This is a genomic window from Hoeflea sp. TYP-13, from assembly GCF_040932035.1.
In the GTDB taxonomy this organism is placed as follows: Bacteria; Pseudomonadota; Alphaproteobacteria; order Rhizobiales; family Rhizobiaceae; genus Hoeflea_A.
Genome location: NZ_JBFRBB010000004.1, coordinates 144,581 through 165,271, shown reverse-complemented (window position 1 = coordinate 165,271; position 20,691 = coordinate 144,581). Strand labels below are relative to the sequence as shown.

Here is a 20,691-nt window from a genome sequence, read left to right as displayed (position 1 = left end):
GAAACCGTCTAGGACCGTCGGCGGAGCGAAAACCACCGGAGCCCGCAGCTTTATGGACGAACTGGATGTTCTTTGCGTCGGCAATGCCATTGTCGACATCATCGCACGATGCGAGGACACGTTTCTCATCGAAAACCACATTACCAAGGCAGCGATGAACCTGATCGACGCTGACCGGGCGCAATTGCTCTACGACCGTATGGGCCCGGCCGTCGAGGCCTCCGGCGGCAGCGCCGGCAACACGGCGGCCGGCATAGCCAGCTTCGGCGGGAAATCGGCGTTTTTCGGCAAGGTCGCGCGCGACCACCTCGGCGAAATTTACCGGCACGACATCACAGCACAGGGCGTTGTCTTCGAGACGAAGCCGCTGGATGGGCCGCCGCCCACTGCCCGTTCGATGATTTTCGTCACGCCTGACGGCGAGCGCTCGATGAACACCTATCTCGGCGCCTGTGTGGAGCTTGGACCGGAAGATGTGGACGACACCATCGTCGCCGCATCGAAAGTGACCTATTTCGAAGGCTATCTGTGGGATCCGCCGCGCGCCAAGGAAGCAATCCGCAATTGCGCTGCGATCGCCCACGCCAGTGGCCGCGAAGTTTCCATGACCCTGTCGGACCCGTTCTGCGTCGACCGCTATCGCGACGAATTCCTCGACCTGATGCGCTCGGGAACCGTCGACATTGTTTTCGCCAACGAGCATGAAGCCATGTCGCTCTACCAGACCGCGTCGCTGGAGGCGGCCATCGAGGCCATGGAGGCCGACTGCAAACTGGCCATCGTTACGCTCAGCGAGCGCGGGTCGATCGTTGCCCGCAAGGGCGAGCGGGTCTCGGTCGATGCCATCAAAATCAGGGAACTGGTCGACACGACCGGCGCCGGTGACCTTTACGCGTCCGGGTTTTTATACGGCTATACGAACGGCCGGTCGCTTGAGGATTGCGCCCGGCTCGGCAGCCTTGCCGCCGGCCTGGTGATCCAGCAGATTGGGCCGCGCCCGCATCTCTCGCTCAAGCAGGCGGGCATAGACAGCGGGCTGATTGCCGAACCCGTAAGTTCTTAAAGGGATTCATCAGGTGGACGGCCCGGCGCGTGTCCGTAGGAGGGCAGCGTCCAGCCGTAACGCAAGGCGCCACCGCGGAGAATAAGGGCCGCGGCAAAAGCCAGCATGGAAGCAAGACCGCGGTTCAGACCGAATTCATCAGCGAGCACGAATACGGATGCGCCGAGCAGCGCTGCGGTAATATAGATCTCCCGCCGCATCAGCACCGTCGGTTCCCCGGAAAGCACATCGCGCAGCACGCCGCCGAAGGTTGCCGTCAAAACGCCGGTCACGATGGCGATCGCCGGCGAAGCCGTTGCCGAAAGACCGATCGCAGCCCCCATGACGGAAAAGACCGCAAGGCCCGCAGCATCCAGCCACAGGAGCCATCGATAGCGCGATTCCAGCCGCTGGGCGGTAAAGAAAATCACGATTGCCACGGCGACGCAGATGAGGATGTAGATGTGTTCGCGCACCCAGAAAACCGGCGTCAGCCCGAGGATAAGGTCGCGCAGGGTTCCGCCGCCGATCCCGGTGATACAGGCGAAAAACAGAAATCCGATAATGTCGAGCTGTTTGCGTGACGCAACAAGCGCGCCGGTCGCCGCAAATACGGCAACACCGGTGTAATCAAGCCAGGTCAGTATCGTCACGGCGCATCCCCATCGCGCCGCGAGCATATCGCGGCGATGGCGCGCGGTTCAACCTCGTCGGCACGCGTTACTGCTTGGCGTCTTCGGCTTCCGGTTCCGTGGGTGTTTCCGCCGCCTGCTTCGGGCCGCCCTTGGCAACACCGACCATTGCCGGCCGCAGCACCCGATCGCCGATCACGTAGCCTTCCTGGACCACCTCGACAACGGTGTTGTTGGGAACATCCGGATTCGGAACCTCAAACATCGCCTGGTGGAAATTGGGATCGAACTTCTGGCCCGCCGGCGACAGTTTCTTGACGCCGTGGCGTTCGAGCGCGGAAAGCATCGCACGCTCGGTCATCTCGACACCCTCCGACAGCGCCTTGAGGCCTGCCTCCCCGGCTTCCAGCGCCTCCGCCGGGATCGCGTCGAGCGCGCGCCGCAGATTGTCCGATACGGCGAGCATGTCACGGGCGAAATTCGACACCGAATAGGCCTTGGCGTCGCGCACGTCTCTCGCCGTGCGGCGGCGAAGATTGTCCATTTCCGCGGCCAGGCGCAGATATTTGTCCTTCAACTCGTCCCGTTCCGCTATTGCAAGGTCAAGCGCGGCGGGTGCCTGCGCCTCTTCAGCGGCGGCATCAGCCGGGGCCTGTGCTGCCTCTGCGGCCATTTTTCCGGCAACATCGTTCGCTGCGGCCTCTGCCGACTTTGCTCCGGGTCCTTCGTCAACACCGTTTTTCTTTGTCTCATCGGTCATGACGCGACATTTCCTTCACACTGGTTTTTGATTTGTTGACCCGCATATCGAGGTTTCGGCGGAAAAAATCAAGAGATTACGGGCGCTGATTCGGCCCAATTCGCACTTTCAGCGAATCATTCTGGAAACCATTTGCGCCGTGTAGTCCACCATCGGCACAATTCTCGCGTAGTTGAGGCGCGTGGGGCCGATCACGCCGACGGCGCCGATCACCCGGTCGTCGCTGTCACGATAGGGCGCAACGATCAGCGAGGAGCCCGACAGTGAAAACAGCTTGTTTTCCGAACCGATGAAAATGCGCACGCCCGAGCCTTCCTCGGCGAGGTCGAGCAGCTCGATCAGACCATCCTTTTTCTCAAGATCGTCGAACAGGAGCCTCAGACGTTCCATTTCCTCGATATCGGATATGGTGTCGAGCAGGTTTGCGCGGCCGCGGACTATGAGCCTTGCGGGCTGTCCGTCGGCGCTGCCGGACCAGATCGCAACGCCGCGCTCCACCAGCGTCTGCGACAAAACGTCGAGTTCCCGGCTGACATCGTTTTTCAGTTTTTTCAGCTCGCCGCGCAACTCCGCCAGCGTGTGGCCGGCAAGATGGGCGTTGAGGAAGTTTGCGGCCTCGGTCAGCTGCGATGCCGTGACACCAGCCGGAAGGTCGATGATGCGGTTTTCAACCTGATCGTTGTCGCCGACGAGCACGACGAGCGCTCGTGTCGGCTCCAGCCTTACAAATTCGATATGCTTGATGACAGCATCGTTCTTGTTGGTGATTACCAGACCCGCACCGCGCGAAAGGCCGGAAAGTAGCTGGCTTGCCTCGGTCAGCAGGTTTTCGACCGACTGATTGCGCTCGACGCTGCTGACCTGTCGTTCGATCATGTCGCGCTCTTCACTGGAAAGATCGCCCGATTCCATGAAAGCATCGACAAAAAAACGCAGACCCTGCTGGGTCGGCAGCCGGCCGGCGCTGATATGGGGTGCGTATATGAGGCCGAGTTCCTCGAGATCGCTCATGACATTGCGCACGGACGCGGGAGACAACGCCATCGGCAGGACGCGCGACAGGTTGCGCGAACCCACCGGATCACCAGAATCCAGGTAGAGTTCGACAATGCTGCGAAAGATTTCCCTTGTCCGGTCGTCAAGCGGCGCCGGCTGCGCCGTTCCCGATCGTGAATTGTCACTCATACACAACGTCTCTTGGCTGCTGCACGATTACTTGCATAGTGGACCGGTTGCCGTAAAAAAAGCAAACGACCCGCTCTTTATATAGTGCATTTTCTTTGCATGCGCTGCAAAGGAGAGTTACAGCAATGTGGATTTGTTAAAACCGTTCTGCCGCGCGGCTTTGCTGCAGAACAAACAGGAGTACATACATGCGCCCATCAGGCAGAAAAACCGATGAGATGCGGGCCGTTTCATTCGAACGGAGCTTTTCCAAACACGCGGAAGGCTCCTGCCTCGTCAAATTCGGCGATACGCATGTGCTGTGCACCGCCAGTCTCGAGGAGCGGGTTCCGCCATGGCTGCGCAATGCCGGCAGAGGCTGGGTGACAGCAGAATACGGAATGCTGCCGCGGGCCACCGGCGAGCGCATGCGGCGCGAGGCTTCGGCGGGAAAGCAGAGCGGGCGCACCCAGGAAATCCAGCGCCTGATCGGCCGTTCCTTGCGCGCCGTTGTCGACCTTGAAGCGCTCGGCGAGCGTCAGGTCTCCATCGATTGCGACGTCATACAGGCCGATGGCGGCACACGGACCGCATCCATCACCGGCGCGTGGGTTGCCTTGCACGACTGCCTCAAATGGATGGAGGCGCAGGGCATGATCAAGGCCGAAGCCGTATTGAAGGATCATATCGCCGCCATTTCCTGCGGCATCTTTCTCAATCAACCGGTTATCGATCTCGACTATGTGGAGGATTCATCTGCCGAAACCGATGCCAATTTCGTCATGACCGGTTCGGGCGGCATTGTCGAAATCCAGGGAACTGCCGAGGGCGAACCGTTCAGCGAAGAAGAATTTGCGGCCCTGCTCGGACTTGCAAAGAACGGCATCGGCTCGCTGGTCGAGATGCAAAAGCAGGCAACCGCCGGGTAACGATCAGGTCGGCTCATGCAAGCACCGCAACACATTCTGGAAACGGCGCTCTACGCCGACGACCTTGATGCTGCGGAGCAGTTCTTTGGCGGGCTGCTCGGCCTTGAAATAGTAACGCGCATGGGCAACAGGCACGTCTTTTTCCGCTGCGGTGAGGGCATGCTCCTGGTGTTCAATCCGGCGGAATCCGTCAAACCGCCGGGAAATCCGGCGATGCCGGTGCCGGTGCACGGCACCAGCGGCGACGGCCATATGTGTTTCGGCGCCTCGGCAAAGGAAATCGAGGCGATGGAAAAAACACTGCGCGAGGCCGGCATCGAGATCGAAGCAGATTTTCACTGGCCGGGCGGCGGGCGCTCGATCTATGTACGCGATCCGGCCGGCAACAGCATCGAATTCGCCGAACCCCGGATCTGGGGTATGGGCACGGACACGGATAAGGAAACGTGAGAAAACTGTCGGAACGGAAGCTGGTGATCGCCAGCCACAACAAGGGGAAGATACGCGAATTGCGCGATCTTCTGGATCCGCTCGGTTACGAGCTTCTGACAGCCGGCGACCTCGATCTCGAAGAGCCGGAGGAAACCGGGCTGACCTTTGAGGAAAATGCCCGGATAAAAGCGCTTGCGGCAACAACTGCCTCAGGATTACCGGCGCTTTCGGACGATTCCGGTCTTTCGGTGGATGCGCTGGGCGGTGCGCCGGGTATCTATTCAGCCCGTTGGGCCGGTGCTGAAAAAGACTTCAATCTGGCGATGCGCCGCGTTCACGATGAGTTGCAGGCCGAATCATCGGGAAACCGGAAGTCAAAATTCGTGTCGGTGATTTGTCTTGCATGGCCCGACGGGCATGTGGAATATTTTCGCGGGGAAGTGGTGGGCGAAATTATCTGGCCACCACGTGGCGACCAGGGCTTTGGCTACGACCCGGTATTTCAGCCCGATGGATATGAGAGCACTTTCGGGCAGATGGGCGCTGAGGAAAAGCACGGCTGGAAACCGGGACAGGAACAGGCCCTGTCGCACCGGGCAAGAGCGTTCAAATTGTTCTACGAACAGTGCCTTCAGGGCTAATAAAGATGAGCGTAGACACACAAGACAATCTGGACCCGGGATTTGGCATTTACGTACATTGGCCTTTCTGTGCCGCCAAATGCCCCTATTGCGATTTCAACAGCCATGTGCGCCACCAGGCCGTCGACCAGCCGCGCTTTGTCGGTGCCTTTCAGCGCGAGATAAGGCAGATGCGGGCCATGACCGGCACGCGCGAAGTGACAAGCGTATTTTTCGGCGGCGGCACACCATCGCTGATGGAGCCACATACAGTCGACGGAATTCTGAGCGCCATCGGCAACGCCTGGCATATGCCGGACGATATAGAGATCACACTTGAAGCCAATCCGACCAGTGTCGAGGCGGAGCGCTTCAAGGGGTACCGGACCGCCGGCGTCAACAGGGTCTCGCTCGGCGTGCAGTCGCTTGATGAAAGCGATCTGAAGGTTCTGGGGCGCATGCACACGGTTGATGAGGCGCTAACGGCCATTGAACTCGCACGCAGCACCTTTCCGCGGCTTTCATTCGACCTGATCTATGCACGGCCGGGCCAGACGGTAACGGGCTGGGAGCTGGAGCTCAAACAGGCGATCGGCTATGCGGCAGACCACCTTTCCCTCTACCAGCTCACGATCGAACAGGGCACGCCGTTTTACGGCCTTCACAGAAGCGGCAAACTCAAGGTACCGGACGAGGATCTTTCGGCAGACCTCTATCAGGCGACACAGGAACTGACCGAAAAACACGGCCTGCCGGCCTATGAGGTGTCCAATCATGCCGAGCCGGGAGCTGAAAGCCGCCACAATCTGACCTATTGGCGCTATGGCGACTATGTGGGGCTTGGTGCCGGTGCGCATGGCCGGTTGACCAGCCATAACGGCAAAGTCGGCACGGTAAACAAGCGCATACCGGAAGACTGGCTCCGGCAGGTCGAATCGCTCGGACACGGAATGGAATCGGAAGAGCGGATGGACAGCGATGCGCAGGCGGACGAGTTGATGCTGATGGGCCTGAGGCTGCGCGAGGGCATGGATCTGGCCCGCTGGCAGGGCCTTTCGGGCCGCCGGGTCGACGCGGATAAGGAAGAATTCCTGATTTCGCATGGGCTGCTGGAAAGGATCGGGAATTCCAGGCTGCGCTGCACACCGGCCGGCATGATGGTGCTTGACGCCGTTGTGGCCGATCTCGCCGCCTGATTAGCCGGCGATACAGCGGCGGAAAAAGGCTCCGCGCGCCGTTTTGTTGTAATCCCAATATGTACCCTGGTCAGCATAGTACGCGGCGCTTGCCGGCGGACAGAGCCGGCCGTCGCCGCAAGCGACCCAACGGTCTCCGATATATCCCGGCTCTTCATTGAGGACCAATCTTGGCGGATATTTCTTTGCCGCGGCCGCCCGGCACTGGGACCAGGAATTGCCACCGGAACTCAATGCGGTATCGGGCTCATAGCCCACCTCCGACACGCAGCCGGAAATCATCAATACCAATGCGGTCAAAGCAGAAATTCGCAGAAAATTTGTGTGCACCCTATGCCTCGTTTTGGCTTCCATGGCGGTTTCAGTCACGATGCCATTGCGCGTTGACGCCAACCTAGACCGTTTCAGGATCGGATTGAAGCATTTGTTGACGCGATATCGACCTCCAGCAACGGCAATGTACGGCCCGGTATTGCATCGGAGGGCGCTCTGCCGATCGGGCGGGCTCCCATTTTTTCATAGAAGGATACGGCATTCGGATCGGAGAGGATGGTCAGGGCACCGATGCCACGCCGTTTCGCGAGCGCAATGACGGCTTCAAACAGCCGTCTTCCCACGCCGCGGCCCATTGCCGCGGGATCGACAAAGAACAAGTCGATTTCGAAGCCGTCACCGTCGGGCGCGATAGCCGCAACACCCGCTGGTTGTCCCTGAAACTCGGCGACAATCACATCACCGCTTTCAACGCGGGCGGGCTTTACCGTCAGCGCCTCCCTGGAACTCTCCATAAACCGCTCGTCATATCCCCAGTGAGCCTTCGAACGGATGCAAAGTTCCGTGAGTGCTGCAGTCTCCCCGGATCTTGCCGGGCGAAAGCTGATTGAACCGGCCATCGGAAAACTTTCGCAAAAAAATCAGATTTTGTTGAATCACTTGATGCAAATCATTCCGAGTTGCACCCAGGACCTCTATCAACGCCTGTTATGAGGTGAAATTTAGACCCAAGGGAAGCGAAAAATGCAGTTGAGTGAAATGGCCGTCGGCGAAACGGCACGTATCAGGGGGTTTACAGATGGTTCCAGGGCTTACAGGGCAAAGCTCCTGGCAATGGGATTGACGCCCGGCACACCGTTTACGGTCACGAGGATGGCGCCGATGGGCGATCCGGTGGAAGTCAGGGTGCGCGGATTTGCACTCAGCCTTCGGAGAAAAGAGGGAAACGCCCTGCTCATTGACAGCGAACAACGCTGAATTGGCAATCGGAACCGAGAGAACGTCATGAAAGATCTGAGCATTGCGCTTATCGGCAATCCCAATTCAGGCAAGTCGACGCTGTTTAACGCGCTGACCGGCTCGAAACAGCAGGTTGGAAACTGGCCCGGTGTGACGGTCGAGCGCAAGGAGGGCGAGTTCCGCGACCGGGGCGCCAGTTACAGGGTGGTCGATCTGCCAGGCATTTATTCACTTACTGTGACTTCCTCGGCTGCCCATGACGAAAAAATAGCGCTTGATTATCTGGTCAATGAAAAGCCGGACCTTGTGCTTAACATCGTCGATGCGTCCAACCTGGAGCGTAATCTCTATCTGACCACCCAGCTTATCGAAATGCGGGTGCCTCTGCTGATCGCGCTCAATATGACTGACCTGGCGCAGCAGAACGGGCTTCGCATCGACACGCAGGCGCTGTCAGAACGCCTGGGATGCCCGGTGGTTCCGATCGTTGCCCAGACCGGGGCCGGGCTCGGCGATTTCAGGTCGGCAATCCATCTGTCGGCGGCCGAAAGAACGATACCGGCTACCGAACTCAGTTATCTGCCGGTCATAGAAGAAGCCCTTTCGGCTTTGGTTCCCGACATCAAAGAGGCCACCAAATCGCAGGGGCCGCGACGACTGGAAATGGAACCGCGTAGTTTGGCAATCAAGCTGCTCGAGGACGACGAAAAGGCACTGAACAGCGTCGACGCGGATTTACGGCAGGCCGTCGACCGGCTCAAACAGGACATTGAGGCCAGAGCCGGCGAGGAAGCCGATATCCTGCTGGCGGACGCCCGCTACGGTTTTGCAAACACGCTGATGCAGGAGGCTGTTCAGCGCGCGGATCAGGTTTCCAGAACCATATCCGAACGCATCGACGCGGTCGTTTTGAACCGCGTTCTGGGAATACCGGTGTTTTTGGGCGTCATCTATGTGATGTTCCTCTTCACCATCAATCTTGCTTCTGCGTTTATCGACTTTTTCGATATTCTGGCCGGCACGGTTCTTGTCGATGGCGGGACGGCGCTGATGGAAGCTGTAAACGCTCCCACCTGGCTGATCGCGCTTGTTCCGAAAGGCATCGGCGCGGGCATGCAGACGGTCGCCACCTTCATTCCGATCATCGGTTTCTTGTTTCTGTTCCTGACCTTCATCGAAAGCTCCGGATATATGGCTAGGGCCGCTTTCGTCATGGACCGCTTCATGCGCTCCATCGGACTGCCCGGAAAATCCTTCGTGCCGATGATACTGGGATTTGGCTGCACGGTGCCTGCTGTGATGTCCGCACGCACGCTGGAATCACCACGCGACCGGATCATGACTGTGATGATGGCGCCGTTCATGTCATGCGGCGCACGGCTGCCGGTCTATGCGCTGTTTGCAGCGGCCTTTTTTCCAATCGGAGGGCAGAATCTGGTGTTCGGACTTTACCTGATCGGCATTGGCTACGCCGTTCTTACCGGCCTCGTTCTCAAAAGTACTTTGCTGCAGGGTGAAACGTCGCCCTTTGTCATGGAACTGCCGCCCTATCACATTCCGACCCTGCGTGCGGTTCTGATCAGAACCTGGGACCGGATGCGCGCCTTTGTCGTCGACGCCGGCCAGATCATCGTCATCATCGTCGCCATTCTCAGCATCCTGAACACCGTGGGAACGGACGGCACCTTCGGCAACGAGAATTCCGACCGGTCGATACTGGCCGCCACGGGCAAGGCCATGACGCCGATTGTCCAACCGCTGGGAATAACGGAAGACAACTGGCCGGCCACCGTTGGGCTTTTCACGGGCATTTTCGCCAAGGAAGCGGTTGTTGGAACACTTGATGCGTTATACGGAAAACTGGCAGATGATGAAGCCAGCGCTGAAGAGACCGCACCGGCAGGCTTTGATTTTTGGGGCGGCATCACCGAAGCCTTCGCAAGCATTCCGGACAATCTTGCGAGCGTCGCCGCCGGACTTCTCGACCCGCTGGGTCTCGATATCGGCAATATTTCCAGCTGGGAATCGGCGGCCGAAAATCAGGAAGTGGCTACCGGCACGTTCGGCGCCATGGCAAAGCGCTTCGACGGAAAGATTGGCGCATTCGCCTATCTGCTGCTGATCCTGCTTTATATGCCCTGTTCTGCGGCGATCTCCGCCATTTACAGGGAGGTAGGGGTGCGCTGGGCGCTGTTTTCGGCTGCCTGGACGACGGGGCTCGGATATGGAAGCGCCGTCGCATTCTATCAGGCCGGAACCTATGCAAATCACCCGGGAACATCGCTTGAGTGGCTCGGCACCCTGTTCGGCGTCCTGCTCGCCACCCTCCTCGCCATGCGCATTTATGGTGCGCGGTCGCAGACGATTGCAGCGGCGGAATAGAAGTATGATGCTGAAATCATTGAAGGATTACATGGTCCGATACGGCCGCGTCGAACTCGGGCAACTGGCCCGCCACGTCGGTGCGGAACCCGGTGCCGTCGAAGGCATGCTCGATCAGCTGATCCGCAAAGGCAGGGTTCGCAAAGTCGATTGCGGCACCGGCTGCAAGGCCGCTTCCTGCTGCGCCATGGCCAGCGTTGCTATTTTCGAATGGATCGACGAAGACAATCCGTCACCGGCATGCGCCATCGGCAAGCCGGTAGTGGATTCAAATCCCACCCGGCCGACGCCATCCAAAGCTCTGTAGCAATTGTCAGTGCGCCTTGGACATATCTCCAAGGACTTCTTTCGAGGCAACGGTTGAATCGGCCTTGAGCTTGTAGACCATCGGAACGCCGGTCGCGAGGTTGAGGCCGGTGATTTCCTGTTCGCTGAGCCGGTCCAGCACCATCACGAGCGAGCGCAGCGAATTGCCGTGCGCGGCAACCAGGACTTTCTGGCCGGCAAGGACGCGTGGCAGGATCTCGGTCATATAATAGGGCCACACCCGGGCGCCCGTGTCTTTCAGGCTCTCGCCGCCCGGCGGCGGCACATCATAGGAGCGGCGCCAGATATGCACCTGTTCCTCACCCCATTTCTTGCGCGCGTCATCCTTGTTGAGACCGGCAAGATCACCATAGTCGCGCTCGTTGAGCGCCTGATCATGGATCGTTTCAAGATCAGGCTGGCCGATTCCGTCAAGGATGATCTGGCAGGTCCTTTCAGCACGGACCAGTACCGAGGTGAACGCGATATCAAACTGAATGCCATAGTCTTTTAAAGCAGCGCCGCCGGTGGTCGCCTCGGCCAGTCCCTGCTCGGTCAGATCGGGGTTTTTCCACCCGGTAAACAGGTTTTTGAGGTTCCATTCGCTTTGGCCGTGGCGCACAAGCACAAGGGTTCCGGACATGTTGACTGCCTTTCTAGCTTTCAGAAATACCGAGGACATCGAGCATCGAATAAAGGCCCGGATCTTTTCCCCGGCCCCATAGCGCCGCCTTTACGGCGCCGCGGGCAAAAATGGACCGGTCGAGCGCCTTGTGGGTCAGCTCCACCCTCTCACCCTCGCCCGCAAGTATCACGGAGTGTTCGCCAACGACCGATCCGCCGCGCAATGTGGCAAATCCGATGGTTCCGGCCTCGCGGGGTCCGGTTATGCCGTCGCGCACCCGTACGCTGTTATCGGCGAGCGCTATTTCGCGCCCCTGTGCCGCGGCTTCACCGAGCAGCAGTGCGGTTCCGGACGGTGCATCGACCTTGTGCTTGTGATGCATTTCCAGCACTTCAATGTCCCAGTCGGCCGCCTCAAGCGCCATTGCGGCCTGCCGAACAAGCACGCTGAGGAGATTGACGCCGAGGCTCATATTGCCAGATTTGACAATAGCTGTACGTGTGGCGGCGGCGGCAACGGCATCCTCCTGCGCCGTCTCAAATCCGGTCGTTCCGATGACATGCACAATGCCGGCGGCGGCGGCAAGTTCGGCGAACCGCACCGATACGGCGGGCGCGGTAAAGTCCAGAACGCCGTCTGCCTTGGCAAAGGCGGCCTCGGCATCATCGGTGACCGGAACACCCAAGGTACCCATTCCGGCAAGTTCCCCGGCATCGGCACCGATCGTATCCGCGCCGTCACGCTCCACCGCCGCACACAACGCGGCGCCGTCCACGGCGGAGATCGCATCGACAAGTGCCCGTCCCATACGCCCGGCGGCACCAACGACAACCAATTTCATGTCACTCATTGCTCACTCTCCGGTTTTGCAGCCGCAAGCTGCATTCCGAGGTTCTCGTTTCCTTCGAGACCAAGCGCCTGCAATTTCAGGAACCGTGCATAGATTCCATCATCAATAGCGGCAAGTTCGTTATGGTTGCCCTGTTCGGCAACCTCACCCCTGAGCATGACGACGATCTTGTCTGCCCGGTGAATGGTTGACAGCCGGTGCGCAATGACAAGCACCGTTCGGCCGACCATGGCCTCGTCCAGCGCCTTTTGCACCAGCACCTCGGATTCGGTGTCCAGCGCCGACGTCGCTTCGTCGAGCAACAGGATTGGCGCATTGCGGATCAGGGCTCTGGCAATGGATAGCCGCTGGCGCTGTCCGCCGGACAGTGTCGAGCCGCCCTCGCCGACCGGGGTATCGTAACCATCCGGCTGTTCGAGAATGAAGTCATGCGCATAGGCGAGTTTTGCTGCTTCCTCGATGTCGGCATCGGTGGCATCCGGCCTGCCGTAGCGGATATTGTCGCGAATACTGCCTTCAAACAGATAGGGGTGCTGGGAAACATAGGCTACATGCCGGCGCAGCGATTCCTTGGTCACGCCGGCAATATCCTGACCATCAATAAGAATACGCCCACTGCCGAGATCGTAGAATCGCGGCAAAAGATTAATGATCGTGGTCTTGCCGGCCCCAGAGGGTCCGACCAGGGCCGTTGTCTTGCCACCCTCGGCGACAAAGCTGACCTTGTGCAGGACTGGACTTGTCTCGGCGTAGCCGAAGCTGACATTCTCAAATTCGATTTCGGCCTTTGTTATTTCGAGGTCCTTTGCTCCCGGTGCATCGGGTTGGTGCGGAACGATATCGAGAATCTCGTAAATCATCCGGGCGTTAACGACGGCCCGTTCCATGTTGACCTGCAGACGGGCCAGCCTTCGCGCCGGATCGTAGGCAAACAGCAGCGCTCCGATAAAGGAGACCAGCGCACCCGGCAGTTCAGACTCGTGAACCGTCTGTATGGCGGCGTAGGCAAGAACGCCGGCGACAGCGAGGCCTGCAAGCGAATCGGTCAGCGGGCCGGTGCGCTCGGTCAGCCGCACAATCCGGTTGGATCGTGCCTCGGCTTCGGTAACCAGATGGTTGACCTTGCCGCGCAGCTGATCCTCCATGGTGAAGGCCTTGACGATGGCAATGCCCTGCATCGTCTCCTGCATGACGCCGTAAACCCGGCTGTTGACCAGCACAGCCTCGCGCGTGACGCTGCGCAGGCGTTTGGAAATATAGCGCAGCGCCAAAAGCACCGGCGGACCGAGAAGGAACACCGCGGCCGTCAACATGGCGTCCTGATAGAACATCACACCGACCAGTGCGACGAGGGTCAACAGATCCTTGGCCAGTGATGTGATGGTCAGATTGAGGACATCCCGGATACCGGCTGCATTCTGGCCGATCCTTGCGGCCAGCTGCGCGGAACGGGTTTCGCCCAGATAACCAACACCCAGTTCCATCAGATGTGAAAACAACCGGCGCTGGTAGCGAGCCACAATGTTATTGCCGATCTTCGCCAGCGCGACAGCCTGTCCGTAACCCGCGACGCCGCGCACAACGAAGGCTAGAAATATTCCGCCGGTTATCGACCAGATTACATCGGCACGCTGCTTTGCGAATGCCTCATCGACAATGTCGCGCAGTATCCACGCCATGAATGCCGTCGACAGTGACACGGCAACGAGGCAGACGATGGCGAAGGCATAGGTGCCGACATATTCGCGTCCGTTTTCCGACACGATACGCCGCAACATGCTCATGAGCGTGCTTGGATCAACTCGCGATTGGTCTGGTTGCGCCACTATTGGTGAGGTCCCGATCTAATATCAACAGCGGCTCTATATACGCTTCGCGGCGCTTTGCCTATGCCCTCCAGCGGCGCCCTTCGGTCGCCACTCCAAATCGGACCGGAGTCCGTGCAAACGAAGCAAGGCCGAACAAAGCCGCCAGCGGGTGCGTGATAACGCTGGTGGGTATCGATTGCAGCAATGCGCCATGGGGCGCCTTGTCTTCAAATCCTGTCCTGAACTCCGGTTTTTCCAGCACCGGTATGATTTTCTGGGCAATACCGCCGGAAAGAAAAACACCGCCGCGCGCCATGAAGACAAGCGCCAGGTCACCGGCCACACGGCCCAGATAGCTGGCGAACAGGGAGAGGGTTTCAGCAGCGACGCTGTCGGCCCCGTCGAGACCGGCAGCCGTGATTTCGTGCGGCGCCGAATAGGACGGTGTCCTTTCATCCGCCTTGCAGATGGCGTGATAGAGATTGACCATGCCGCTGCCGCACAGAATCTGTTCGGCCGATACGCGGCCGTCAATGCGCTCAATATGCGGGAATATCGCAAAATCCCGGTCGGTGCGGGGCCCAAGATCGATGTGACCGCCTTCTCCCGGTACCGGTATCCAGCTGTGGTTGGAATAGACCAGCCCGGCGACGCCAAGGCCCGTTCCTGGGCCGAGGACAACACGCGACGTGTTGGCTTCGCAGGTGCCGCCGCCGATGTCGTGCAGGTGTTCCTCATCCAGCGATGCCGCCGCCAGAGCCTGTGCCTCGAAATCGTTGAGGACAATGACGTCTTCAAGGAAAAAATCATTGATCATCTGCTTCGGACGAACGACCCACGGGCAGTTCGTCAGCCTGGTCTCGTCTCCATCGACCGGCCCGGCAATGGCAAATATCGCCGATCTCGGCTGAACCGACGTTTTGTCCAGAACGCTGACCTGAATAGCTTCTTCAATGGTTGCGAAATCCGCGGTGGCAAGGATCGGAAACTCCTTGGGCTGGGCATAGGCATCCACCAGAATCGCAAATCGGGCATTCGTGCCGCCGATATCTCCGATCAGTATCGGAAAATGGATGATGGCCTCCTGGTCCATGATATTGGGCATGTTCCGTCAGTCTCCGAAATATGAGCTCATTTCGCTCCAAGCACCCCGCGCGCCTTTGAATTAAGGCAATCGCCGGGGGAAAATCTACCGCTTTAAATCGATTTGAATTCTTCCTATAGGGAATTGCGCACGCAATTGAAAGCAGCAGCACCGTGAATTTTACATCATCGCAGCATTAAAGGGGAATTGTTGCAATCTTATTGCACAAAGGGGCGCGGCTTGGGGATCGGGACCAGCGCCGGCATGGAAAAGGGTGATTTTACCGGCTTTAGAGGCGCAAAGGCCGTCTGTGCGCTGGTCGCGGTGCGGAAAGTCACAGCCTCTTCCGATTCCGGTCCGGCGGAATTCAGCACCACCGCACAGGCGGACGGTAAATCGCCCAGCATGATGTGCCGCGGCTTTTTCGGCTTGCCGGCTTTCTTTTTCTTCTTTTTGGACGGTTTTTTTGGCTTCAGAGCCACATCGAACCACCAGTCAAGCGCCTTGCCGCAGCCTGAATCAGCCGGCACCGCATTCTGCGCCCTGCAGTTCCTGGACCCCTTGGGACAACGCATCCGCACATGCATGTGATAGTGGTGCCCGTAATAGGGTCTGACCTTGTTGAGTTTGGAACGGTCGCCCTTCCATGTGTCGCAAAGCTTTTTCTTAATACCGGGATGGACCAGGACACGCTGAACCTCAGGGTAGCTTGCGGCGCGCATGATCAGGCGACCATGGGCTTCGGTCCAGACATTGGGGTCGGTTACGACGGATTTGGCCTTGAGAACCGAAATCGCGCTGGTTGACTCCCGTTCGGCGGCGGTAAAACGGCGGTTGGGCATGGGCGTCAGCCAAATATCGGCATCAAGCCCGACCTGGTGCGAGGCATGTCCAGTCAGCATCGGTCCGCCTCGCGGCTGGGATATGTCACCGACAAGCAGCCCGGGCCAGCCGTCGTGCTGGGCTGCATCACGCGACAGTCTCTCGATCAACTTGATAAGCTCGGGATGCCCCCAGCGGCGGTTGCGCGAAAGCCGCATTGCCTGCCAGTAGGGCCCGTCCGTTGCGATCGCAATGCCACCTGAAAGGCAACCCTTGGAATAAAATCCATAGGCCTGTGCGGGCAGGTTCGCCGGAAGCTTCTTGCCGCCGAAGAGTTGTTTTGCCGGTACCGCGTCACTCGCCAGGGCCTGACTGGCAGCCACTATGATCAAAAGCGATGACGCAAAGCTGATTAGCCGTCTGGCAAGCGATAGACGAGGGGTCATTTCTCCAGGCTCCCGGCAGGCGGAATCGATTTGGTGCATCTTACGTTAAATCGGGCGCAATCTCTATTGGACGACACGAAACAGTCTGACCGGATTGTCCGGCGCGTCTTCGACAGGCACCAGAAAATCCGGCACCTCGCCCTTTTGGAGCAGACCGTAAAAACTCTCCGGATAAAGCTTAACAATGCGCGCGGCTTCCGGGTCACTGGAGCAATAGGCAACCAGCGTAACGCCCGAGCCCCGGATAAAGGCTTCGGCATCCGACCCGCTGCCCATGGCGATCTGCAATTGCGTCAGCATGCCGCCCTGATTGCGATGATAGGGAGCCGACAGTACCCGGTGGTGCGTATGGCGCAAAATGTCCGATCCCAAATTGGACACCGCCGAGACGACGCCCTTGGGCTCTGCGGCCAGCGCGGCCAGATTTTGCGGCGTTGCGCAGGATTCGGCGGCTTCTTCAGCCGCTGTCGAATGGGTCTTGACCGCATCGACGCCGTCAACGACCAGAACACCGGCAACAGCCCAGACGAACTGGATCGAAACGAATGCAAGACAGCCATACTGCAATGCCGCGACACCCAGACGATTTGACCGGCGGTATAAAAGCTGCTTTTCGGCAATGACGGCCGCCAGCGGAATGATTGCCATGAGATTGGCAAATACCGACCCGCGCACCTGCACCAGCGAGATGACAAAAGCGAGGGAGATGGCCGCGGCAAATACCATATTCTGCCATGGCCGCTCGCCACGCCAGACCTGCCAGAAACAAACGGCAATGGCGATGACCGGAACGGCATAGAACCCGGCGATGTTTTCCGGATTGTATTTTACCTGGCTGACGACGGAACGGGCCTCCGTCACGCTGTCGAGCCACATGGTCCGCAACAGCGGGTCAAGATCCGCCAAGGGGCTCTGCAGGCAACCCGGGACAAGCAGAACCGCAACAAGGCCGATAACGCCGCCGCCGATGGCAAGGGCCGCGAGCCGGAACAGACGGCTCCTGCCGCTAAACAGGGCCGCAAGGAAAAACAGAACGCCGCCGCCGACCGTGCCGAGGATATAAAAACCGCCGGAAAAAGCGTCGCAGGCGATAACCCCATAGGCGGATGGCGGCGTGAGCACGTAAAAGCAGGCGGCAAGTGTGGCCGTGAAGGAAAGACCAAAGGCGCGCGCACCGCGCCGTGCCGGCTGCCCCATGACCGCCCACAATACGGCGATGGCGGCACAGCCAACGGCCACCACCGGCATCGTCTCTGCGCCGATTGCAATGGCAAGCGCGGCGCAAACACCTGCAACCGCACACCAGGCTCTGCTCAGGCGCGGATCTGTCAGTCCCGCCATCATCAGGATGGTCAGCGCCAGTTGCGCATTGTGATGATCGATTGCTCCCGGGCGAAAGCGATTGTGCGCGACAACAAAGAACGCACCGAGAAACAGTGCAACAAGCATGCCGGGACGGTCGCCAAGATGGCGGCCCGCAGCGGCGATACCAACAAACAACGGCAGCAGAAGGAACAGCGGCCAGACAAAAAGCGCGGCGGCTTCGGCCTGGCGAATGTCCATGAACAGCGAGAAGAATCCGATCAGATTGGCCACCGGCACGTCAATGAGACGCGACCAGTGCATTTGCGTGCCGTTTTCAAGGCCAAGGCGGTACTGGGTCATGTCAAACCAGCCCTGACCTGCCATCAGATCGCGAATCTGGACAAGACGCATGACGTCGTCATTGTCCGTACCGACATAGTCGGTTCCGTAGGCAAGGTGCATCGCGACCAGAAACACGGCCGTTGCCAGTGCGGTTACCGTCACCGGCAGTGCCATCCTGGCCGCGTCATGCCCACCTGCCTTCCCGGCGGCAATCGCTTGCGAATTGGTCAAGGCTGTATCTCCCCGCGCAGCACGCTTTCGTAAAAATCGCCGAAAGCAACCTAGCCTTAACCTTCCCAAGAAATAGTAAAGGGCACGCGATAAGCCGTTTTTTGTACGCGACCCTGCGAGGATTTGATGCCAGACCCGATTTTTGACGATCTCGAGATCGCCGTTCTGTTGCCCTGCTATAATGAAGAGGCCACGATTGCCGACGTTGTCACCGGCTTCCGGCGCGAACTGCCGCAGGCGCATGTGTTCGTCTACGACAACAATTCCAGCGACCGGACGGCAATACTGGCTGCAACAGCCGGCGCGACGGTTATCCGGGAGCACAGGCAGGGCAAGGGGCACGTCGTTCGCCGCATGTTCGCCGACATTGATGCGGACATCTATGTGATGGCCGACGGTGACGGCACCTACGCACCGGAAGACGCGCCGGATCTCGTGCGCACGCTGGTCACGGAACGCAGCGACATGGTTGTGGGAACGCGGCGCGGCGTAACGGACGACGCCGGGCGCACGGGGCATGCCTTCGGCAACAAGCTGTTCAACCGCATCTACACGACCCTGTTCGGCAAGGATTTCACCGACATCTTTTCCGGGTACCGGGTGTTCAACCGGCGCTTTGCCAAGAGCTTTCCCGCACTGTCCGGCGGATTTGAGATCGAGACCGAAATGTCGGTTCATGCGTCAATGTTACGCATGCCGGTTTCAGAACTCACGCTCGACTATGGCCGCCGCCCGGAAGGCTCAAGCAGCAAGCTTTCGACCTACAAGGACGGCGCGAAAATCCTCTGGACCCTGATGCTTCTGGTCAAGGAAACCCGCCCGTTTATGTTCTTTTCCTGCATTAGCGCAGTGTTTCTGGCCGCCAGCCTCGCCTTTATGGCGCCGGTTCTTGCCGAGTATTTCGACACGGGCACCGTCAGCAGGGTGCCGACGTGGATTGCAGCCATCGCACTTCTCATGATTTCCATGCTGTTTTTTGTCTCGGGCGTTATTTTGGATTCTTTGGCCCGAAGCCGTGCAGAACACAAAAGGATGCTGTATATGGGTCTACCGACGACACGCAGCCAGCCGCGTGTCATAGGGGATAATCAGCGCCGGTCCCGCGGCAAATCAAGGAAACCAATCGCTGCATGATAAAACGTCTGTTTAGTTTCGTCGTTGTCGGCGGAATTGGATTTGTAACAGATGCCGGACTTTTGATGGGGTTGTTGCGCTTTACGGCGTTCGACCCCTTTACGGCACGGCTGATTGCTATTGCGGCGGCGCTGCAGGTCACCTGGCTGCTCAACCGCAACTTCACTTTCGGCAAGAGCAACCGCCACGCAGCGGTCGAAGGCATGCGCTATGGCGGCGTCGGCATTGCCACCAGCCTGTTGAACTATCTTGTTTATTCCGGATTACTGGTATTTGTTCCCGACCTGCGGCCGGTCATTGCCCTGACCATTGGCTCCGCCGTCGCCACGATTTTCTCCTACACCGGTTATGCGAAACTGGTCTTCGGGCGATAGGGTGCACCGGTTTCGGATGGAACATTCGTCCGCTTTGAACACAGAGTTGGAGCGGCTTAACCGTTCATTCAACTCAAAGTAAAACTCTGCCTCATTTCTGTTTCAACTCCTCAATACGAGCCAGCGCCTCTTCTCTGGTCGCTACAATATTGGGATTGAAATCATCGGCGTGGGCTCTTTTCCTGATATCCTCCTTGGTTTTTTCATTTGGGTCAAAACGAACCGTTCCGAGGGAGGATGAAGAATTCAACCGCCCGCCGCGCACGGCCCAACTGTGCCAGGCGTCGGGAAGGATCTCAGTGTTTTTGTAGTTGACCATGAAGTACCATTTATTCCCGGTTGCCGTGATCTGCCTGTCGATCTCGTCGTAGAATTTGTTCACATCGGCACTTCTTGCGAAGACGTAGTCGGAAAAGTCCACCTCCATGATCCGCAAATCCGGATGGAAGGTCACCCGCTCAGACAGCGGCCTGGTTTCCTTCGGAACGGATGGAACCCGCCTTCGTTCAAGTTCATCGTCCGGTATTTCGCTGCGCAATTTTGCCAGATAGGCAAGGGCATCGTCGCGTGTGCGAAACAGGTTCGGATCGAAGTTTTCCTGTTTTGCGCTTTCCAGGATGTCTTCACTGGTATCGCCGGATGCGGCATAGCGCGCACTTCCCAGTGAATAGCACAGATTGGTGTTTTTGCCGCGATGGGCAAAAGCGATCCAGGCTTCCGTCATGATCCGGCAGTTCAGGTAGTTCACGAGGAAAAACCATTTCATTCCCGTGTCGTGCAGTTTTCGATCAACCGCGTCATAGGCCTGGTGAACCGTTGCCGAAACATCGAAGGTGACATTGGAAAAATCGACCTCCATGACCTGGATTTCGGGATGGAATGTGACACAATTTTCAAATCTGTTTGCGTCCATATCGCCCTCCGACGCTGATCAACATTGGCGCGATATCTACCGCCGCGGTAATGTTATTGCC

Annotated in this window: 21 protein-coding genes; 10 read left to right on the top strand and 11 right to left on the bottom strand. The window is 58.7% G+C overall.

Features of this window, described 5'->3' with window-relative positions; all coding sequences use genetic code 11:
• Positions 1-52 precede the first annotated feature (52 nt).
• Positions 53-1,063 carry an adenosine kinase gene (locus ABVT35_RS21030; protein ID WP_368469086.1) on the top strand — a complete coding sequence of 337 codons (1,011 nt, stop codon included), beginning with the start codon at positions 53-55 and terminating at the stop codon, positions 1,061-1,063.
• Here ABVT35_RS21030 and ABVT35_RS21025 read toward each other — a convergent pair.
• The 3 genes from ABVT35_RS21025 to hrcA form a co-directional block, all read right to left on the bottom strand.
• Positions 1,060-1,695: a trimeric intracellular cation channel family protein gene (locus ABVT35_RS21025; RefSeq protein WP_368469084.1), complete on the bottom strand. Its 636-nt coding sequence runs from the start codon at positions 1,693-1,695 to the stop codon at positions 1,060-1,062. The two genes, ABVT35_RS21030 and ABVT35_RS21025, sit on opposite strands and share 4 nt — an antisense overlap.
• 67 nt (positions 1,696-1,762) lie before the next feature.
• Positions 1,763-2,434: a nucleotide exchange factor GrpE gene (gene grpE / locus ABVT35_RS21020; RefSeq protein ID WP_368469083.1), complete on the bottom strand. Its 672-nt coding sequence runs from the start codon at positions 2,432-2,434 to the stop codon at positions 1,763-1,765.
• Between the two features lie 108 nt (positions 2,435-2,542).
• On the bottom strand, positions 2,543-3,619 hold the full coding sequence (gene hrcA / locus ABVT35_RS21015) for a heat-inducible transcriptional repressor HrcA (protein ID WP_368469081.1): 1,077 nt from the start codon (positions 3,617-3,619) through the stop codon (positions 2,543-2,545).
• Positions 3,620-3,807: 188 nt separating this feature from the next.
• On the opposite strand from hrcA, the gene rph reads away from it, so the two are divergent.
• Genes rph through hemW form a run of 4 tightly spaced genes read left to right on the top strand, consistent with a single transcriptional unit; the run spans position 3,808 to position 6,775 of the window.
• Positions 3,808-4,527: a ribonuclease PH gene (gene rph / locus ABVT35_RS21010; RefSeq protein WP_368469080.1), complete on the top strand. Its 720-nt coding sequence runs from the start codon at positions 3,808-3,810 to the stop codon at positions 4,525-4,527.
• 15 nt (positions 4,528-4,542) lie between these two features.
• Positions 4,543-4,977 (top strand): VOC family protein, encoded by a 435-nt coding sequence (locus tag ABVT35_RS21005; RefSeq protein WP_368469079.1) that lies wholly within the window; start codon positions 4,543-4,545, stop codon positions 4,975-4,977.
• The gene (gene rdgB, locus ABVT35_RS21000; protein ID WP_368469077.1) at positions 4,974-5,600 is read left to right on the top strand and encodes an RdgB/HAM1 family non-canonical purine NTP pyrophosphatase; all 627 of its coding nucleotides are present in this window, start codon (positions 4,974-4,976) and stop codon (positions 5,598-5,600) included. The genes ABVT35_RS21005 and rdgB overlap by 4 nt, the downstream gene beginning before the upstream one ends.
• A gap of 5 nt (positions 5,601-5,605) precedes the next feature.
• Positions 5,606-6,775: a radical SAM family heme chaperone HemW gene (hemW, locus tag ABVT35_RS20995; RefSeq protein ID WP_368469076.1), complete on the top strand. Its 1,170-nt coding sequence runs from the start codon at positions 5,606-5,608 to the stop codon at positions 6,773-6,775.
• 404 nt (positions 6,776-7,179) lie between these two features.
• Here the strand turns inward: hemW and ABVT35_RS20990 are convergent, their stop codons facing one another.
• Entirely contained in the window at positions 7,180-7,668 is a 489-nt protein-coding gene (locus ABVT35_RS20990) for a GNAT family N-acetyltransferase (RefSeq protein WP_368469074.1), read from the bottom strand.
• A 124-nt stretch (positions 7,669-7,792) separates the two neighbouring features.
• On the opposite strand from ABVT35_RS20990, the gene ABVT35_RS20985 reads away from it, so the two are divergent.
• The 3 genes from ABVT35_RS20985 to ABVT35_RS20975 are packed head-to-tail and all read left to right on the top strand — an operon-like array spanning position 7,793 to position 10,697.
• Positions 7,793-8,026, top strand: a complete 234-nt coding sequence (locus ABVT35_RS20985; RefSeq protein WP_368469072.1) for a ferrous iron transport protein A — start codon at positions 7,793-7,795, stop codon at positions 8,024-8,026.
• 27 nt (positions 8,027-8,053) lie between these two features.
• The gene (gene feoB, locus ABVT35_RS20980; protein ID WP_368469071.1) at positions 8,054-10,390 is read left to right on the top strand and encodes a Fe(2+) transporter permease subunit FeoB; all 2,337 of its coding nucleotides are present in this window, start codon (positions 8,054-8,056) and stop codon (positions 10,388-10,390) included.
• A 4-nt stretch (positions 10,391-10,394) separates the two neighbouring features.
• Positions 10,395-10,697, top strand: coding sequence for a FeoC-like transcriptional regulator (locus tag ABVT35_RS20975; RefSeq protein ID WP_368469070.1), 303 nt, complete (start codon positions 10,395-10,397; stop codon positions 10,695-10,697).
• A gap of 6 nt (positions 10,698-10,703) precedes the next feature.
• Here the strand turns inward: ABVT35_RS20975 and ABVT35_RS20970 are convergent, their stop codons facing one another.
• From ABVT35_RS20970 to ABVT35_RS20945, 6 genes are all read right to left on the bottom strand, one after another.
• A complete protein-coding gene (locus ABVT35_RS20970) occupies positions 10,704-11,339 on the bottom strand; it encodes a 2,3-bisphosphoglycerate-dependent phosphoglycerate mutase (RefSeq protein ID WP_368469068.1) in 636 nt (211 codons plus the stop codon).
• 13 nt (positions 11,340-11,352) lie between these two features.
• Positions 11,353-12,171 (bottom strand): 4-hydroxy-tetrahydrodipicolinate reductase, encoded by an 819-nt coding sequence (dapB, locus tag ABVT35_RS20965; protein ID WP_368469066.1) that lies wholly within the window; start codon positions 12,169-12,171, stop codon positions 11,353-11,355.
• A complete protein-coding gene (locus ABVT35_RS20960) occupies positions 12,168-13,955 on the bottom strand; it encodes an ABC transporter ATP-binding protein (protein ID WP_368469065.1) in 1,788 nt (595 codons plus the stop codon). Before ABVT35_RS20960 ends, dapB begins: the two co-directional genes overlap by 4 nt.
• A 103-nt stretch (positions 13,956-14,058) precedes the next feature.
• Complete coding sequence (locus ABVT35_RS20955; protein WP_368469064.1) at positions 14,059-15,084, bottom strand: glucokinase; 1,026 nt, start codon at positions 15,082-15,084, stop codon at positions 14,059-14,061.
• Between the two features lie 197 nt (positions 15,085-15,281).
• Positions 15,282-16,331 carry a penicillin-insensitive murein endopeptidase gene (mepA, locus tag ABVT35_RS20950; protein ID WP_368469063.1) on the bottom strand — a complete coding sequence of 350 codons (1,050 nt, stop codon included), beginning with the start codon at positions 16,329-16,331 and terminating at the stop codon, positions 15,282-15,284.
• A gap of 63 nt (positions 16,332-16,394) precedes the next feature.
• A complete protein-coding gene (locus ABVT35_RS20945; RefSeq protein WP_368469062.1) occupies positions 16,395-18,209 on the bottom strand; it encodes a hypothetical protein in 1,815 nt (604 codons plus the stop codon).
• Positions 18,210-18,335: 126 nt separating this feature from the next.
• Here ABVT35_RS20945 and ABVT35_RS20940 point away from each other — a divergent pair, with 126 nt between their 5' ends.
• Both ABVT35_RS20940 and ABVT35_RS20935 read left to right on the top strand, forming a co-directional pair.
• The gene (locus ABVT35_RS20940) at positions 18,336-19,343 is read left to right on the top strand and encodes a glycosyltransferase (RefSeq protein WP_368469060.1); all 1,008 of its coding nucleotides are present in this window, start codon (positions 18,336-18,338) and stop codon (positions 19,341-19,343) included.
• On the top strand, positions 19,343-19,717 hold the full coding sequence (locus ABVT35_RS20935) for a GtrA family protein (protein WP_368469693.1): 375 nt from the start codon (positions 19,343-19,345) through the stop codon (positions 19,715-19,717). The genes ABVT35_RS20940 and ABVT35_RS20935 overlap by 1 nt, the downstream gene beginning before the upstream one ends.
• A gap of 91 nt (positions 19,718-19,808) precedes the next feature.
• Here the strand turns inward: ABVT35_RS20935 and ABVT35_RS20930 are convergent, their stop codons facing one another.
• Positions 19,809-20,630: a hypothetical protein gene (locus ABVT35_RS20930; protein WP_368469058.1), complete on the bottom strand. Its 822-nt coding sequence runs from the start codon at positions 20,628-20,630 to the stop codon at positions 19,809-19,811.
• Between the last annotated feature and the right edge of the window lie 61 nt (positions 20,631-20,691).

Coding starts and splice junctions, on each gene's coding strand:
- ABVT35_RS21030 (WP_368469086.1), top strand. CDS start 53: ATGGACGAACTGGATGTTCTTTGCGTCGGCAATGCCATTGTCGACATC.
- grpE (WP_368469083.1), bottom strand. CDS start 2,434: ATGACCGATGAGACAAAGAAAAACGGTGTTGACGAAGGACCCGGAGCA.
- hrcA (WP_368469081.1), bottom strand. CDS start 3,619: ATGAGTGACAATTCACGATCGGGAACGGCGCAGCCGGCGCCGCTTGAC.
- rph (WP_368469080.1), top strand. CDS start 3,808: ATGCGCCCATCAGGCAGAAAAACCGATGAGATGCGGGCCGTTTCATTC.
- ABVT35_RS21005 (WP_368469079.1), top strand. CDS start 4,543: ATGCAAGCACCGCAACACATTCTGGAAACGGCGCTCTACGCCGACGAC.
- hemW (WP_368469076.1), top strand. CDS start 5,606: ATGAGCGTAGACACACAAGACAATCTGGACCCGGGATTTGGCATTTAC.
- ABVT35_RS20990 (WP_368469074.1), bottom strand. CDS start 7,668: ATGGCCGGTTCAATCAGCTTTCGCCCGGCAAGATCCGGGGAGACTGCA.
- ABVT35_RS20985 (WP_368469072.1), top strand. CDS start 7,793: ATGCAGTTGAGTGAAATGGCCGTCGGCGAAACGGCACGTATCAGGGGG.
- feoB (WP_368469071.1), top strand. CDS start 8,054: ATGAAAGATCTGAGCATTGCGCTTATCGGCAATCCCAATTCAGGCAAG.
- ABVT35_RS20975 (WP_368469070.1), top strand. CDS start 10,395: ATGATGCTGAAATCATTGAAGGATTACATGGTCCGATACGGCCGCGTC.
- ABVT35_RS20970 (WP_368469068.1), bottom strand. CDS start 11,339: ATGTCCGGAACCCTTGTGCTTGTGCGCCACGGCCAAAGCGAATGGAAC.
- dapB (WP_368469066.1), bottom strand. CDS start 12,171: ATGAGTGACATGAAATTGGTTGTCGTTGGTGCCGCCGGGCGTATGGGA.
- ABVT35_RS20960 (WP_368469065.1), bottom strand. CDS start 13,955: ATGAGCATGTTGCGGCGTATCGTGTCGGAAAACGGACGCGAATATGTC.
- ABVT35_RS20955 (WP_368469064.1), bottom strand. CDS start 15,084: ATGCCCAATATCATGGACCAGGAGGCCATCATCCATTTTCCGATACTG.
- mepA (WP_368469063.1), bottom strand. CDS start 16,331: ATGACCCCTCGTCTATCGCTTGCCAGACGGCTAATCAGCTTTGCGTCA.
- ABVT35_RS20940 (WP_368469060.1), top strand. CDS start 18,336: ATGCCAGACCCGATTTTTGACGATCTCGAGATCGCCGTTCTGTTGCCC.
- ABVT35_RS20930 (WP_368469058.1), bottom strand. CDS start 20,630: ATGGACGCAAACAGATTTGAAAATTGTGTCACATTCCATCCCGAAATC.